Source organism: Bradyrhizobium sp. USDA 223 (genome assembly GCF_044909005.1).
GTDB lineage: Bacteria > Pseudomonadota > Alphaproteobacteria > Rhizobiales > Xanthobacteraceae > Bradyrhizobium > Bradyrhizobium yuanmingense.
Map to the genome: position 1 here is coordinate 1,713,663 of NZ_JBIYDR010000001.1, position 15,631 is coordinate 1,729,293.

The 15,631-nt window shown below is 65.4% G+C and carries 15 protein-coding genes and 1 pseudogene; 11 read left to right on the top strand and 5 right to left on the bottom strand.

Features of this window, described 5'->3' with window-relative positions; genetic code table 11:
• Positions 1-95: 95 nt before the first annotated feature.
• Positions 96-1,109, bottom strand: a complete 1,014-nt coding sequence (locus ABIA40_RS07745; RefSeq protein ID WP_404540319.1) for a zinc-binding alcohol dehydrogenase family protein — start codon at positions 1,107-1,109, stop codon at positions 96-98.
• Positions 1,110-1,230: 121 nt separating this feature from the next.
• Here ABIA40_RS07745 and ABIA40_RS07750 point away from each other — a divergent pair, with 121 nt between their 5' ends.
• On the top strand, positions 1,231-1,605 hold the full coding sequence (locus ABIA40_RS07750; protein WP_404540322.1) for a winged helix-turn-helix transcriptional regulator: 375 nt from the start codon (positions 1,231-1,233) through the stop codon (positions 1,603-1,605).
• 152 nt (positions 1,606-1,757) lie between these two features.
• Here the strand turns inward: ABIA40_RS07750 and ABIA40_RS07755 are convergent, their stop codons facing one another.
• Positions 1,758-3,371, bottom strand: coding sequence for an OprO/OprP family phosphate-selective porin (locus ABIA40_RS07755; RefSeq protein ID WP_404540325.1), 1,614 nt, complete (start codon positions 3,369-3,371; stop codon positions 1,758-1,760).
• A gap of 313 nt (positions 3,372-3,684) precedes the next feature.
• Here ABIA40_RS07755 and ABIA40_RS07760 point away from each other — a divergent pair.
• The 8 genes and pseudogenes from ABIA40_RS07760 (at position 3,685) to blaOXA (ending at position 11,713) form a co-directional block, all read left to right on the top strand.
• Positions 3,685-5,092, top strand: a pseudogene (locus tag ABIA40_RS07760) (DegQ family serine endoprotease).
• The gene (locus tag ABIA40_RS07765) at positions 5,089-6,426 is read left to right on the top strand and encodes a replication-associated recombination protein A (protein WP_404540328.1); all 1,338 of its coding nucleotides are present in this window, start codon (positions 5,089-5,091) and stop codon (positions 6,424-6,426) included. Before ABIA40_RS07760 ends, ABIA40_RS07765 begins: the two are co-directional and overlap by 4 nt.
• Before the next feature lie 52 nt (positions 6,427-6,478).
• Positions 6,479-7,693, top strand: coding sequence for an RluA family pseudouridine synthase (locus ABIA40_RS07770; protein ID WP_157280545.1), 1,215 nt, complete (start codon positions 6,479-6,481; stop codon positions 7,691-7,693).
• 40 nt (positions 7,694-7,733) lie between these two features.
• A complete protein-coding gene (locus tag ABIA40_RS07775; RefSeq protein WP_404540331.1) occupies positions 7,734-8,033 on the top strand; it encodes a hypothetical protein in 300 nt (99 codons plus the stop codon).
• 78 nt (positions 8,034-8,111) lie between these two features.
• A complete protein-coding gene (locus ABIA40_RS07780) occupies positions 8,112-8,897 on the top strand; it encodes an ATP12 family chaperone protein (RefSeq protein ID WP_404540334.1) in 786 nt (261 codons plus the stop codon).
• A gap of 64 nt (positions 8,898-8,961) precedes the next feature.
• Entirely contained in the window at positions 8,962-10,563 is a 1,602-nt protein-coding gene (locus ABIA40_RS07785) for a flagellar hook-length control protein FliK (protein ID WP_404540337.1), read from the top strand.
• Positions 10,560-10,823, top strand: a complete 264-nt coding sequence (locus tag ABIA40_RS07790) for an EscU/YscU/HrcU family type III secretion system export apparatus switch protein (protein WP_271544477.1) — start codon at positions 10,560-10,562, stop codon at positions 10,821-10,823. Before ABIA40_RS07785 ends, ABIA40_RS07790 begins: the two co-directional genes overlap by 4 nt.
• Before the next feature lie 71 nt (positions 10,824-10,894).
• Positions 10,895-11,713 carry a class D beta-lactamase gene (gene blaOXA / locus ABIA40_RS07795; RefSeq protein ID WP_271544475.1) on the top strand — a complete coding sequence of 273 codons (819 nt, stop codon included), beginning with the start codon at positions 10,895-10,897 and terminating at the stop codon, positions 11,711-11,713.
• 92 nt (positions 11,714-11,805) lie between these two features.
• Here blaOXA and ABIA40_RS07800 read toward each other — a convergent pair whose 3' ends face one another.
• From ABIA40_RS07800 to ABIA40_RS07810, 3 genes are all read right to left on the bottom strand, one after another.
• Positions 11,806-12,150, bottom strand: a complete 345-nt coding sequence (locus ABIA40_RS07800) for a hypothetical protein (protein WP_404540340.1) — start codon at positions 12,148-12,150, stop codon at positions 11,806-11,808.
• A gap of 191 nt (positions 12,151-12,341) precedes the next feature.
• Entirely contained in the window at positions 12,342-12,932 is a 591-nt protein-coding gene (locus tag ABIA40_RS07805) for a hypothetical protein (RefSeq protein WP_271544470.1), read from the bottom strand.
• 151 nt (positions 12,933-13,083) lie between these two features.
• The gene (locus ABIA40_RS07810) at positions 13,084-13,488 is read right to left on the bottom strand and encodes a DUF4260 domain-containing protein (RefSeq protein ID WP_271544468.1); all 405 of its coding nucleotides are present in this window, start codon (positions 13,486-13,488) and stop codon (positions 13,084-13,086) included.
• Positions 13,489-13,628: 140 nt separating this feature from the next.
• On the opposite strand from ABIA40_RS07810, the gene ABIA40_RS07815 reads away from it, so the two are divergent.
• A complete protein-coding gene (locus ABIA40_RS07815; protein WP_025036964.1) occupies positions 13,629-15,161 on the top strand; it encodes an acyl-CoA carboxylase subunit beta in 1,533 nt (510 codons plus the stop codon).
• A gap of 96 nt (positions 15,162-15,257) precedes the next feature.
• Positions 15,258-15,620 carry a hypothetical protein gene (locus ABIA40_RS07820; protein ID WP_275498917.1) on the top strand — a complete coding sequence of 121 codons (363 nt, stop codon included), beginning with the start codon at positions 15,258-15,260 and terminating at the stop codon, positions 15,618-15,620.
• The last annotated feature ends 11 nt before the right edge of the window (positions 15,621-15,631 follow it).

Consider the following 15,631-nt stretch of genomic DNA (forward strand, 5'->3'; position numbering starts at 1 on the left):
ATCAATCTGCTTGTTGCTGGTCCCGGAGGGCGGGGGCGACCCTCTTTTCCGGGACCGCAGATGCATGATGCCTCAATTGACGCGGAGTGCCAAGCCTACCACCCCTCCAGCACGATCTTGCCGCGCGACTTGCCGCTCTCCAGCAGCGCGTGCGCGCGCTTGAGGTTGGCGGCGTTGATCGTGCCGAAAGTTTGGTCGAGTGTGGTGCGCAACACGCCTTTATCGATAAGGTCTGCCACATCATTGAGCAGATGATGCTGCGCGATCATGTCAGGGGTCTGGAACGAGGAGCGCGTGAACATCGATTCCCAATGCACCGAGATCGCCTTGCCCTTGAATGCGGCAATCGTGAACTCCGGAGGATCGTCGATCAGGCCGAACTTGCCCTGCGGTGCCATGAATTCCGCAATCGCCTTGTAGTGCTGGTCGGTAAAGGTGAGGCTGGCCACGAGTGCGACCGGCGGCAGCTTCAGTTTCTCGATCTGCTCCTTCATCGGCTTGCCATGGTCGATCACCGCATGCGCGCCGAGGTCGAGACACCATTTCTGCGATTCCCGCCGCGTGGCGGTGGCAAGCACCGTCAGCCCGGTGAGGCGGCGGGCGAGCTGGATCAGGATCGAGCCGACGCCGCCGGCGCCGCCGGTGATCAAGAGGGTGCGCGGATCGACGCTCTTGCCCGGCACTGCGCCGAGCCGGTCGAACAGCAGCTCCCAGGCGGTGATGGAGGTGAGGGGAAGAGCGGCGGCTTGCGCGAACGACAGGCTCTTCGGCTTGTTGCCGACGATGCGCTCGTCGACCAGGTGGAATTCGGCGTTGGTGCCCTGACGCAGGATCGAGCCGGCGTAGAACACCTCGTCGCCCGGCTTGAACAGCGTCACGTCGGGACCGACGGCATCGACCACGCCGGCCGCGTCGTAGCCGAGGATTTTCGTCTCGCCCTCGGGCGGGGCGGCGCGCTTGCGCACTTTGTAGTCGACCGGATTGGCCGAGATCGCCTTCACGGCGACGCGGATGTCGCGCCCCTTGGGCTCGGGCTTGGCGGTCTCGAAATCGATCAGTGAATCCGCATCCTCAATCGGAAGCGATTTCTTGTAGCCGACGGCCTTCATGGCTTGTCTCCATCAGATGGGCTGTTCGCCTGCCGCTCTAACTGTCGCCCTGGCTTCAAATTGGCAAGTACTGTAAATTCGGGGATATAGTCCCTGTTTGGATACTATTGGGAAAACACGCATGAAACGGCGCGATTTTGCCCGGCGCCCGGGCTGCTCGGTCGAAGCGACGCTGGACCTGATCGACGGCAAGTGGAAGGGCGTGATCCTTTACCACCTGCAGAGCGGCACCCAGCGCTTCGGCGAATTGCGCCGCCGGATGCCCGGCATCACCCAGCGCATGTTGACGAAGCAGCTGCGCGCGCTGGAGGAAGACCAACTCGTCATCCGCAAGGTCTATGCCGAGGTGCCGCCGCGCGTGGAGTATTGCCTGTCCGAGCTGGGCGAGAGCCTGAGGCCCGTGATCGACATCCTGAAGGCCTGGGGCGAGAGCCACCAGGAGCGGTTGTCCTGCGCGCCGCCGCCCATGGTCGTGAAGAAGAAGCGCGCGGCGTGATGAAGGTGAGGGGGCGGTGCCGTCACCTCTCCCCGACGGGGAGAGGTCGAATTGCGGAGCAATTCGGGTGAGGGGGCGCGGCATCCTCAATGGAGCGTAACCCCTCACCCGCGCCTTCGGCGCGACCTCTCCCTGAGGGAGAGGGTGTAAATTTAGAACGCGAATTGCGTGCGCATCGCGACCGCGTCGAACTTCGAGCCGACGTCGGCGGTCGAGATCGGCGAGGCCTGTCGCGATACCGTGCCGTGCAGATAGTCGAGCATGACGCGCACGTTGCCGTTGACGTACCAGTTGAGCGCGAGCGTATAGACGGTCTGCCGGCCGCCTGCGACGCCGCTCGCCGTCGCGAGCTGATCGTTGAGGTCGATCGTCGAGAACCGTCCTGCGATCTCCCACGCGCCCCAGCCGCCGCCGTCGAGCGAGAACGGATGCGCCGGCTTGACGCCGCTATAGGCCGCGTTCGCCGCATTGTAGGACCGGCCTTCGCCGGTCAGCACATAGCCGGCCTGCGCGTAGCCGCCTTGGAATTTCAGGCTCGGTGCACCCGTCAGCGGCACGGCTGTGTTGGCGGTGCGATCGACATTGTACCAGAAATACTCGCCCTGGACGATGAACGGACCGTAGGTCGCCGCCGCCTCGACGCTGTAGACCTGCGCGCCCGAGGCATTGGCGATAGCGCCGGTCGAGATCAGCGTGGTCGGGTCGAGCCGCAATTCCGGACGATCGCTGAGCGTGACCGTCTGGGTGTTGGCGATCAGATTGCGCGGCGGCTGGATCAGCCATTGCGCATTGGCGCCGATATGCACCGAGTAGTCCTTGGTGCTGATCGGATTGCCGGCCACGCGCGCCACGGCACCATATTGCTCGCTGGTGCCGGGCGGCGCCGCGCTTGAGGCGGAATGGATCGCACCGGTCGTCGGTCCCGTGACATAGCCGCCGATCCAGAGCTGGTCGTTGAACCAGCGCGCACCGGCCGCGGAACGGAAGTCACCGGCAGCGATGTTGGTCGCGATCACGCCGGGCGAGGCGCGCTCCATGAACATGATGTCGTTCGAGCTCGTCGCTTCGTCGAGCGTGTATGGCAGATCCATGATGCCGGCCTCGATCGCCATCTTGCCGCCGAACGGTTTCAGGCCGGTATAGCTGATATAGGCGTTTTCGACGCCGGAGACGCCGCCGCCGGGCAGCGATCCCGGCGCGGCGCCGCCAAATCCGTCGGACGAGCCGCCGAAATCGTAGACGAGGGCGAAGTTCCAATCGTGGAAGAACTTGCCGGTGACACCGATGCGCGCGCGGCGGACGTTCTGGCCGCTGTCAAGCTTCTGCGGCACCGTCGCCGCGGTGTTGGGACGATAGTCGTAGCCGCCGACATCCCAATGCAGGCGGCTGGTGATGGCGACGCAGTTGGCCTGGTCGGCGGTGCAGATCGTCGGCCGGTTGTTCGGCATCGTCACGACGACGCCGGATGCCAGCGCGGGCCCCTTGACGGGGATTGCCGCGTTGGCATTGGCCACCGCGGCCTTTGCCTCCGCGCGCGCCTCGGCCTTGGCCTCTGCCTTGGTTTCGGCTTTCGCCTTTGCCGCGGCGGCCGTGTTCGCCGCGGTCTGGCTCTGCAGCTTGTCGAGCTTCTGTTCGAGCATCTTCAACTGCTGCTTCAACAGCGCGATCTCCTGCTCGCTGCTGCTTGCCGACTGGGCCTGGGCCTGCGAGGCCGCCAGCGCGCCGGCGAGACCAATCGCTGCGGCCGCAGTTCTTTTTTTGCTCACGTTACGCCTCCATCGTTTGACTGTTTTCCCCAAGTCGCGAACGGAGAGCCTAGGTGTGATCGATGACTGCCCCGCGACGCTGCGAGCGGTTGCGTCGGTTCCTACTGATGCAAATTCGCCGCAACCGAATCCGCCTCACACCACCATGCAAGATGACGCACATCATGCCAATCCGCCGCTGGGCAAATTGCCGATTCGCACGGCACCCTTGCATCCCGGACACGGCTTCGAGGCGGCCGAATATTGCCCTCCGGCGCTCTTCTATTGGGAGGCGAACGCGCCTATATTCCGGCGTCATTTCCAAGAGGTAGGAATGTTTCGAGCGACCTGGACTGCGGCCCTCACGGCGCTGTGCGTAGCCTTTTCGGCCACCCTCAATCCGACTGCTGCGCAGGACCGTCGGGTCCCGTCGTCGCCGGCCGAGCTGCGGATGTCCTATGCGCCGATCGTGCAGCGGGTGCAGCCGGCGGTCGTCAACGTCTATGCCGCAAAGGTGGTGCAGAACCGCAATCCGCTACTGGACGATCCGATCTTCCGCCGCTTCTTCGGTGTGCCGGGCCAGCAGCCCGAGCAGATGCAGCGCTCGCTCGGCTCCGGCGTCATCGTCGATGCCTCCGGCCTCGTCGTCACCAACGTCCACGTCATCGAGGGCGCCGACCAGGTGAAGGTGTCGCTGTCGGACAAGCGCGAGTTCGAGGCCGAGATCCTGCTCAAGGATTCCCGGACCGATCTTGCCGTGCTGCGCCTGAAGGACAGCAAGGAGAAGTTCCCGACGCTGGACTTCACCAATTCCGATGAGCTCTTGGTCGGCGACGTCGTGCTCGCGATCGGCAATCCGTTCGGCGTCGGCCAGACCGTGACCCAGGGTATCATTTCAGCGCTGGCGCGCACGCAAGTCGGCATCACCGACTATCAGTTCTTCATTCAGACCGATGCGGCGATCAATCCCGGCAATTCCGGCGGCGCGCTGGTCGACATGGGCGGCAAGCTCGCCGGCATCAACACCGCGATCTATTCGCGCTCCGGCGGCTCGCAAGGCATCGGCTTTGCGATTCCCGCCAACATGGTGCGCGTCGTCGTCGCCTCCGCCAAGAGCGGCGGCAAGGCTGTGAAGCGGCCCTGGCTCGGTGCGAAATTGCAGGCGGTGACGCCCGACATCGCCGAGAGCCTCGGCTTGCGCTCGCCGACCGGTGCGCTGGTCGCGAGCGTGGTGTCGAACGGTCCGGCGGCGAAAGCCGGCCTGAAATCCTCCGACCTCATCACCGGGATCGACGGCCAGATCGTGGATGATCCCAACGCGTTCGACTATCGCTTCGCAACCCGTCCGCTCGGCGGCACCGCGCAGCTCGACGTGCAGCGCGGCGGCAAGTCGGTGAAGCTCACGGTAGCGCTGGAGACCGCGCCCGACACCGGGCGCAACGAGCTCGTCGTCACCGCGCGCTCGCCGTTCCAGGGCGCGAAGGTTTCGACCATCACGCCGGCCGTTCGCCGATGAGCTGCGTCTGGATGCCGACACCGAAGGCGTCGTGATCACCGATATCGGCGGCGATACGGCGGCTGCGAGTGTCGGCTTCCAGAAGGGCGACATCATCCTGGCCGTCAACAACCAGAAGATCAGCAAGACCGGTGACCTCGAGAAGGCCGCAGGTGAACGGGCACGGATCTGGCGCATTACGCTGGTGCGCGGCGGCCAGCAGATCAACGTCACGCTGGGCGGATGAGTCCGAAGCGACCAACGGAGACACCGACTCTCTTTGCCGCGGCGGGGCTCGATCACGATGCTCCGCATCCGCTGCCGGACCGGCTGCGCCCGCGCGCGCTGTCAGAGGTCGTCGGCCAGGATCACATCCTCGGCCCGGACGGTGCGCTGACGCGCATGCTGGAGACGCGCACGCTCGGCTCGCTGGTGTTCTGGGGCCCGCCCGGCACCGGCAAGACCACGGTGGCACGGCTCCTGGCTGACGCGACGGATCTGCATTTCGAGCAGATCTCGGCGGTGTTCTCCGGCGTCGCCGACCTCAAGAAGGCGTTCGATGCCGCGCGCGCCCGCCGCGAGATGGGCAAGGGCACGCTGCTGTTCGTCGATGAGGTGCACAGATTCAACCGCGCCCAGCAGGACTCTTTTCTGCCCGTGATGGAAGATGGCACCGTCGTCATGGTCGGCGCCACCACCGAGAACCCGTCCTTCGAGCTCAATGCGGCGTTGCTCTCGCGTGCGCGCGTGCTGGTGTTTCGCTCGCTCGATGCCGCCGCGATCGAAAAGCTGTTCCTGCATGCCGAAGCCGTCGAGGGCAGGAAGCTGCCGCTCGATGCGGAGGCGCGCGCGGTGCTGGTGCGCATGGCCGACGGCGATGGCCGTGCGTCGTTGACGCTCGCCGAAGAGGTCTGGCGTTCGGCGCGGGCGGACGAGATTTTCAATGCCGTGCAGCTGCAGGAGATCCTGCAGCGCCGCGCGCCGATCTACGACAAATCGGCCGACGGCCACTACAATTTGATCTCGGCGCTGCATAAATCGGTGCGCGGCTCCGATCCCGATGCCGCGCTGTATTACCTCGCGCGCATGTTGGACGCCGGCGAGGACCCGCTGTTCCTGGCCCGCCGCGTTGTGCGCATGGCGGTCGAGGACATCGGGCTGGCCGATCCGCAGGCGCTCGTCATCGCCAATGCCGCCAAGGACGCCTTCGACTTCCTCGGCCATCCCGAGGGCGAGCTCGCCATCGCCCAGGCCGTGGTCTATCTCGCCACCGCGCCGAAATCGAACGCGGTCTACACCGCCTTCGGCACCGCGATGCAGGTCGCTAAGCAGGCCGGCTCGCTGCTGCCGCCAAAGCACATCCTCAATTCCCCGACCAAGCTGATGAAGTCCGAAGGCTACGGCTCCGGCTACGAATACGACCATGATGCGCCGGACGCCTTCTCCGGCCAGGACTACTTCCCGGAAGCGCTCGGCCGCCAAACCTTCTACGACCCGCCCGAGCGCGGTTTTGAGCGCGAGATCAGGAAGCGGCTGGATTACTGGGCCAAGCTGCGCAAGGAGCGGGGCGACTCGCGCTAGAAGCGGCCATTTCGTCGTGACGGAAGGCCGCTTTTAGGGTACGCAGGCAACCATGAGCCGCCGCATCAAGAGAATGAACCCAAAGCCGCGGTCGCGTGACGAACGCGACGACTCGCAGGCGCATCAGGCGCGTAGCGCGAAGAGGGCCGGGCCGCGTCCGGGCGGCAAGCCCGGCGGGAAGCCGCAGCGCTTTGTCGGCGAGCGCGCCGAGCGGCGTCCGCCCAAAGCGGTCCAGGAGAGGCCTGCGCCTGAAAAGTCCGTCGAGGCGCTGCTGCCGACCAAGGTGCAGACCGTCACGGTCACGGCGGACGAGAACAACATGCGCGTTGACCGTTTCTTGGAAGCGCGCTTTCCCGGCCTGTCGTTCTCCCACATCCAGCGTGTCGTGCGCAAAGGCGAGCTGCGTGTCGACGGCAAGCGCGTCGACAGCAAAGACCGGCTGGAGGAGGGACAGAGCGTCCGCATTCCGCCGCTGAAGCTCGACGCGCCGAAGGCGGCAGGCCCGCTCTCGGAGGCCGCGCAGAAGACGCTGAAGGCGCTGAAGGAGATGACGATCTGGGAGGACGACGACGTTCTCGTCCTGAACAAGCCTGCCGGCCTTGCCGTGCAGGGCGGCTCGGGCATGACGCGGCACATCGACCAGATGCTTGAGGTGATGCGCGATGCCAAGGGCCAGAAGCCGCGCCTCGTGCACCGCATCGATCGCGAGACCTCGGGGTGTCTGCTGATCGCCAAGACGCGCTTCGCTGCCTCACACCTGACCGGCGCGTTCCGCTCGCGCTCGGCGCGAAAGGTCTATTGGGCCCTGGTGCCGGGCCTGCCGAAGCCGAAGCAGGGCCGCATCTCGACCTTCCTTGCGAAGGAGGAGGGCGAGGACGACACCATCATGCGCATCGCCCAGCATGGCGATGAGGGCGCCAGTCACGCGGTGACGTACTACGCCGTGGTCGAGACCGCCGGCAACAAGCTGACCTGGGTGTCGCTGAAGCCGGTGACGGGCCGCACCCACCAGCTGCGCGCCCACATGGCCCATATCGGCCATCCCATCGTCGGCGATCCCAAATATTTCAACATCGAGAACTGGCAGTTGCCAGGCGGCCTGCAGAACCGGTTGCATCTGCTCGCACGGCGCATCGTCATCCCGCATCCGCGCGGCGGCGTGATCGACGCCACCGCGCCGTTGCCACCGCACATGCAGCAGTCGTGGAACCTGCTGGGGCTGGACGCAACCAGATTTGATCCGATCGAGAACGCGCCGGAAGAATAGCGAGGTTGAATGGGGGCGGCAGGCGCACGAAATGTCCCCCATGAGACGAGCATCGACCTGCTTTGCGCTGTTGGCGGCGCTGTTCGTAGGGCAGGCTGCCCACGCGCAATATGTCTCGCCCGGCGCCTCGCGGCTTGCTCCGCCGCTGCCTGCGCCGCCACCGCCGCCGAAGATCGAGGTGCCCAAGGTTCCGCAATTCGACGCGCCGCCGCGCTACAACTACCAGCCGCTCCCGCGCAATTCGTTCAGCGATCGCGTCACGAAATGTCTCCACGACGGCGCAGCCGCAGGACTGGGCCCGGCCGATCGCGGCACGTACGCGCGCATGTGTGCGAACTAGCTAGCAGCACTCCTGGTCCTACTGGCGAGGCCGTGACGACACTGGTAATTCGACTGACGACAGGAACCAAAAACCGACATGCGCGAATTGTTCGAAGAAGCAGCAAGTCAGCCCGCGCCGGATCCCCAGGAATCGGCGCGCGCGTCCACCCGCACGCCGCTGCGCAAGCGCTTTTATAAGGAAGCCGGCGTCGCCGATGCCGAGGGCGGCTTCGCCATCACTCTCGACGGCAAGCCGATCCGCACGCCCTCCGGCCGCCAGGTGGTGATCCCGACGCGCGCGCTCGCAGATTGCGTCGCCGCGGAATGGGCCGCCCAAGGTGACACGATCGATCCCATGACCATGCCGTTGACGCGCATCGCCAACAGCGTGGTCGAGGGCGTCATCGACCGCGTCGACGACGTCAGCGACGACCTCGCCAAATATTTCGAATCTGACCTGCTATTCTATCGCGCCGGCCATCCCGAGGGACTGGTCGCCCGCGAGGCCGCGCATTGGGATCCCGTGCTGTTCTGGGCGGCGCAGACGCTGGGTGCGCATTTCATCCTGTCGGAGGGTGTGATGCACGTGAAGCAGCCGGACGAGGCGGTGAAGGCCGCACGGGCCGCGCTGCCCGGCAACCCTTGGTCGGTCGCCGCGCTCCACATGGTGACCACCCTGACCGGCTCGGCGCTGCTCGCGCTGGCGCTGGACCAGGGCGTGCGCGATGCCGATCAGGTCTGGGCCGCCGCCCATGTCGACGAGGACTGGAACGTGGAGCAATGGGGCGTGGACGAGGAGGCGGCCGCCCGCCGTGCCGCCCGCTTGAAGGATTTCCAGGCCGCCGTGACGGTTCTGGCGGCGGTGAAGCAGCCGGCCATCTGAGGTCCTTAACGAGAGGTTTACGACGCAGCGGTTACGGTGGCCGGCATTCCCTAAGGCTGCCGAGATGCCGACGCCGGTCACCTCCATTGCTCCCGTCAACGCTGCCGGCCGCCCGGCTGATGCGGCGACGCCGGATCTCATGCTTCAGGCCGGCAGTGTGGTCGATGCCAGGGTGGTCAGCGTGCTCGCCGACAATCTGGTGCGGATCGCGATCGCCAACCTCTCGATGGACGTGATGTCGGAGGTGGCGCTGACGCCGGGGCAGAATCTCCAGCTCGCGGTCTCGCAGAGCAACGGCACCATTCGCCTCGCGGTCATGGGCGGGGCAGGCGAGGCGGCGGGAGATCAGGTCACGCTGACGCCGCGGGCGGCCTCGCTGGTGGAGAGCCCGCCGCTGGCGCCGCCGGTGGCCACGGCACGGAACACCCTCACTCCGTCCGAGCAGGTCGCCGTTGCAACGGCCTCCGCCGAGGCCGCGACCAAGCAGGGCAGCCAGGCGCCGCTGTTCGCCAACCTGGCCTCCGTCGTGACGAGTAGCAATCTGCCCGCTGGGCTGAAGCAGGCCGTGCTCGCTGTGCTGGCGCAGCAGACGCCGCTCAACGCAGCCCTCGACGGCGGCGATATCGAATCCGCGTTCCAGAAGTCCGGACTGTTTCTCGAGGCCTCGTTGGCCGCAGGCACAACGCCGTCCTCCGGCGCGATCCCGGACTTGAAGGCCGCACTGCTGGTGTTGCGCCAGACTCTGGCATCGACCTCCGGCGCGCCGCAGGCAACTGCGCAAGGTGTGGCGCTGCCGGCGAGTGCTGCGGCCACGACGCAGACCGCAGCCTCCGCGCTGGCGGGCGAAACGGCCCAAGCGGCGTTGCCGGAACTGGCCCGGCCGGCGCAAGCGTCGCGCGGTGCACTTGCTGCCGCTCTGCTGGCCGATGTGGCGGGCAACAATCCGCAAGCTTTGACGTCGCGCACCATGTCCGCGGGTCTTGCCGCGAGCCTGCTGCAGGAGGTCACGGAAAATCTGCCGCGCCTGACCGGCAACGTGCCGGGCTCCAACAAGTCCGTGCCGGACGCCCATCTCTTCGAGGCGGCCGCACATCCGACACCTCCGCCGATCCGCGGTGCGCTGCCGGCGCCTCAGTCCATCGCCGCACCGGCGCTCGCGCCGGACGCGCCGCTGGCTGCGACCGTGCATCGTCTGCTCGACGACACCGATGCGGCGATCGCGCGGCAGACTTTGCTGCAAATCGCATCGCTTCCCGATCGCAGCGACGCCAGCGGCCACCGCATCGATCCGGCCGCGCCGCAGTGGAATTTCGAGATTCCGTTCGCGACGCCGCAAGGCACCGCGATGGCGCAGTTCGAGATCTCGCGCGATGGCGGCAACGAATCGGCCGATTTCGCCAAGCGCGCCTGGCGCGCACGCTTCTCTCTTGATGTCGAGCCGGCCGGACCCGTGCATGCGCTGATCACGCTGAACGGCGACAAGACCTTCGTTCGGATGTGGGCGGAGCGGCCGGCCACGGCGCAGCAGCTCCGCGCCGGCATCGGTGAGCTCAGCCAGGCCTTGACGAAGGCCGAGCTCAAGCCCGGCGATATCGTGGTCCGCGACGGCATGCCGCCGCCACCGGCGCCGGCCCGCGCCGGCCACTTCCTGGATCGCGCCACATGAGCGATCCCTCCAAGCTCGCGATCGCGCTGCATTACGAGAAGGGATCCGGCGCGCCCGTCGTCGTCGCCAAAGGCAAGGGCACGATCGGCGAAAAGATCGTCGAGATCGCCAAGGCCCACGATATTCCGATCGAGGAGAACGAGGTCCTGGCCGGCGCGCTGTCGAAGGTCGAACTCGGCGACGAGATCCCGCCGGATCTCTACAAGGCCGTCGCCGAGGTGCTGGTGTTCGTGCTGCGGCTGTCGGGCCGGGGGCACTGAGCGCTGTCATCGTTTGACCAGATATCGTCGGCATTGTAGCCGTCGCTTTCATCGTCTAACGGACACCGCCCTTGCTGACCCGCCGTTCCACCCTCGGCCTCCTCGCCGCAACCGCGATCCTGCCTGGACGCGCGCGCGCCCATGTCGCGCCGCCGCGCAATGAAATCCGCGACGCTCTTGCAAAGCGCTTCACCGATCTCGGCACGTCGGGCACCTTCGTCGGCTACAAGGTCGAGGACTATCTGATCGTCGCCAGCGACAAGGAGCGCTCGGGCGCGGGCAAATTGCCGGCCTCGACCTTCAAGATTCCCAACTCGCTGATTGCGCTCGAGACCGGTGTTATCACTGACCCCGACAAGGACGTGTTTGCCTGGGACGGCGTCAAGCGCCCGATCGAGGCCTGGAACAAGGATCACACGCTGCGCAGCGCAATCGCGGTGAGCGCGGTGCCGGTCTATCAGGAGATCGCGCGCCGCATCGGCGAGGTGCGCATGCAGCAATATGTCGACGCGTTCGACTACGGCAATCGCGACATCGGCGGCGGCATCGACCAGTTCTGGCTCACCGGGGCCTTGCGGATCGATCCGGTCGAGCAGATCGATTTCGTCGACCGGCTGCGCCGCCGTACGCTGCCGATCTCAAAGCGCAGCCAGGATCTCGTTGCCGATATCCTGCCGGCGACGAAGGTCGGCGACGCCGTCATTCGCGCCAAGTCTGGTCTCCTGGGCGCCGAGCGCGGCGAGCCGTCGCTCGGTTGGATGGTCGGTTGGGCCGAGAAGGGCGAGGCACATACAGTGTTCGCGCTCAACATGGATTGCAAGGAGCCGCGCCACATCGAGGCTCGCATGACGCTGACCCAAGCCTGCCTTGCCGAGATCGGCGCGCTCTAGCGCGACCGTGTGCACGTCAAGCCGGCACCTGAACCTCGGTCGTCGCAATCAGACGCCAATCGGCGAGCGCGGCCAAGCGGTGGGGTTCGGCCTCACGCCGGTAATCGGAGCTCAAGACGATGACTCGAAAGGTCGCGAAGTCCGGGGTAGCGAACGATTGCGGCGTCGTGCCAGGCTTCGCCTTGTGCTGCCACCAGCAGAGCTCCGACAGAGCCAAGCCAAGTTGGCGTCACCCCTTGCGGAATCGCGACCTTGCGAAATGTGGGGACATAGCGCGTGTAATAGGCGTCGCGGCCGCTACAGGCCGGAAGCTCGGATTTGTCTGGGTACAAGGCCTCATCCCGATAGCGTAGAAGATTGAGCATGAAGATGGGTTGATCTCCGGGCAAACTCGAGGCTGCCATGTCGAGTGATGCATGATCGATATCGACGAACATTGTTCTCTCCGGTCGTGGGTTCTTGCTGTGCTGATATCGCTTTCGAACGGCCGGCGTTGTAGTGGTTTCGGTGTCACCGCTATGATGACGTCATGGCAACACCAAGCGGCCATCGGCAACTCCTCGGCAATTCTGAGCGCCAACCCGGCGGTCCAGCTCGAGCTGAAAGTCGACGATTTCGGGGACGGAGTTCAGGCGTTGTCGGGTTTTGCCGTGAGCGCCCGGTCAATCGCAAAGCCGCCGATCTCGCTCATGGCCTGCGAGATCGGATCGCCACGCCGGGCAAAGCCGCTGGAGAGATAATCGAATTGCGTTCGCGCCAGCCGCAGCACCTCGATCGGCACCGAGACCGCGCTCTCGTTGAAGCTGTCGACGGAGGCGCGCAAGCTGTCGAGCTCCGTCGTGAGCTTGCCGATATGTCTCTCGGCATGCTGCATCAGCTCAAGCAGCTTGCCGCGCTCGGCATCGAAGGCGGCGCGCTCGGCTGCGGTCGCGGCGGTGAGCTCGGCGAGCTGTGCCCGCAGCGCCGCGATCTGGCCGACCATGGCGTCGGAGGCGAGTTCGGCGGACTCGCGCAGCTCGGCGTTGCGCGTGCTCTCTTCCTGCGCCTGATGATAGAGCCGCTCGGCCGACATCGCCCGCTGGCCGAGCTGCTCGATCATGCCGGCCGCGCGCAGCAGCATCTCGCCGTTCCGTCCTGACACCATGCCGGCCATGCGGCGCAGGAAGTCGATGGTTTCGGACGCTGGGTTCGGCGGCAAGGGGACGACCGTCGCGGACATCTTGCGTGATGCCAGTAGGTAGATGCTGGAGCCAGGGCATGATGATCACCGCCGTACCGATTGGGTTCACGCAACATTCGGCGCCTGATCTGACTCGGAGCAAGCCTGAATCGGTCGGCCCGGTCAACCTGCCGGGCTGCCAAATTTGAGGTCAGGAGTCCTTCTGCCGCCCGATCCGCCCCAGGTGGGTAAAGCCGAATCCGGCGGAATATTTCAGGCCGTAGCCGAGCGCCCGGTCGATGCCGATATGGGCAAGCCAGATCAAGGCGATGGAGAGGGTGAGGGGCGAGGCGAGGGCGAAGCCCAGCGTCAGCAGCGCCACCGGCGCCATGTAGCTGTGGGCGGCGTTGTAGACCATCGCACCGAACCTGGTGTCGGACAGGTAGGCCAGGAAGCTCAGATCGGGTACGAAGAACAGCAGCGCAAACACCAGCCACGACCCGTCCCAGGCCGCATAGAGCGTCACCATCCCAGCAAACAGGGTGAGGCCCTCCAGCCGCAGCAGGATGTTGACGCCGCCTGTCGCAGCGCCCGTCTCGGCCGTTCCTTCGCTCACGCTTGCCTCCCGGGCAAAACTTTGTAATTCCTTGCGCTTTCCCGCTACGGCAGGGCAGCCCTGCGACCGCGAAACCGGCTTTCCGGGCCGCAAAATGCCGTGTTAGAACCCGCCCATCACTTAAGAACTGGCGGGAGCAAATGAAACACATCCTGGACGCCCTTGAAGATCGTCGTGCCGGCGCAAAGCTCGGCGGCGGGGAGAAGCGCATCGAGGCGCAGCACGCCCGCGGCAAGCTGACGGCGCGCGAGCGCATCGAGCTGCTGCTCGACAAGGGATCGTTCGAGGAGTTCGACATGTTCGTCGAGCACCGCTCCACCGAGTTCGGCATGGAGAAGACCAAGGTGCCGGGCGACGGCGTCGTCACCGGCTGGGGCACCGTCAACGGCCGCAAGACTTTTGTGTTTGCCAAAGACTTCACGGTGTTCGGCGGCTCGCTCTCGGAAACGCATGCGCTGAAGATCACCAAGCTCCAGGACATGGCGATGAAGGCGAGGGCGCCCATCATCGGCCTCTATGACGCCGGCGGCGCCCGCATCCAGGAAGGCGTCGCCGCACTCGCCGGCTATTCCTACGTGTTTCGCCGCAACGTGCTCGCCTCGGGCGTGATCCCGCAGATCTCCGTGATCATGGGCCCCTGCGCCGGCGGCGACGTCTATTCGCCTGCCATGACCGACTTCATCTTCATGGTGAAGAACACCAGCTACATGTTCGTCACGGGCCCCGACGTGGTGAAGACCGTGACCAACGAGGTCGTCACCGCCGAGGAGCTCGGCGGCGCCTCGGTGCATGCGACGCGTTCCTCGATCGCCGACGGCGCCTTCGAGAACGACGTCGAGACGCTCCTGCAGATGCGCCGCCTGATCGACTTCCTGCCCTCCAACAACACCGACGGCGTGCCGGAATGGCCGAGCTTCGATGACATCGAGCGGGTCGACATGTCGCTCGACACGCTGATCCCCGACAATCCGAACAAGCCCTACGACATGAAGGAGCTGATCCTGAAGGTCGTGGACGAGGGCGACTTCTTCGAGATTGCGGAAGCCTTCGCCAAGAACATCGTCACCGGCTTTGGCCGCATTGCGGGCCGCACCGTTGGCTTCGTCGCCAACCAGCCGATGGTGCTGGCCGGCGTGCTCGACAGCGACGCATCGCGCAAGGCGGCACGCTTCGTCCGCTTCTGCGACGCCTTCAACATCCCGATCGTCACCTTCGTCGACGTGCCCGGCTTCCTGCCGGGCACCGCGCAGGAATATGGCGGCCTGATCAAGCACGGCGCCAAGCTTTTGTTCGCCTACTCGCAATGCACCGTGCCGCTCGTCACCATCATCACCCGCAAGGCCTATGGCGGCGCCTTCGACGTCATGGCCTCCAAGGAGATCGGCGCCGACATGAACTACGCCTGGCCGACCGCCCAGATCGCGGTGATGGGCGCCAAGGGCGCGGTCGAGATCATCTTCCGCAGCGACATCGGCGACCCCGACAAGATCGCCGCCCGCACCAAGGAATACGAAGACCGCTTCCTGTCCCCCTTCATCGCCGCCGAGCGCGGCTATATCGATGACGTCATCATGCCGCACTCGACCCGGAAGCGCATCGCGCGGGCGCTGGCGATGCTGAAGGACAAGAAGACGGAAATGCCGGCGAAGAAGCACGACAATTTGCCGTTGTGAGCGAAGTGTAGCCCGGATAAGCGCAGCGACATCCGGGTATTTGCCCAGGTCCCGCATGTCGCTTCGCTCATGCGGGCTACTCGCTAAGGATACCAAGTGGGCGATCTTCATCGAAGTGTCTTCCTGAAGGAGCTGAAGGACTCCTTTCCGGACTTAAGGCCCGAGATTGACGCGCAGCACGGCCTGCTGAATCTAGAGATGCACGTGTTTACCGACCTCGTGCAGCGAGGCATCGCCGCGAGAAATGCAAAGGAAGTCGCCTCGTGCTTCAAGCTTGCCGAGAAGTACTTCAGGGATGGGAATGATCATTTGCAAAATGCCATCGGCGTTTCCTTCCTCGAGCACCTGAACTTGCAAAACGCGCAATGGGCATGGGAGTTGCTGGGTCCAATTCTGCAGCGAGAGTATTTGCAGTTGGTCGACGCTGGCATGGCCAAGCCTTTACCCTATCGCCGCTAGCGTCCCGGTTG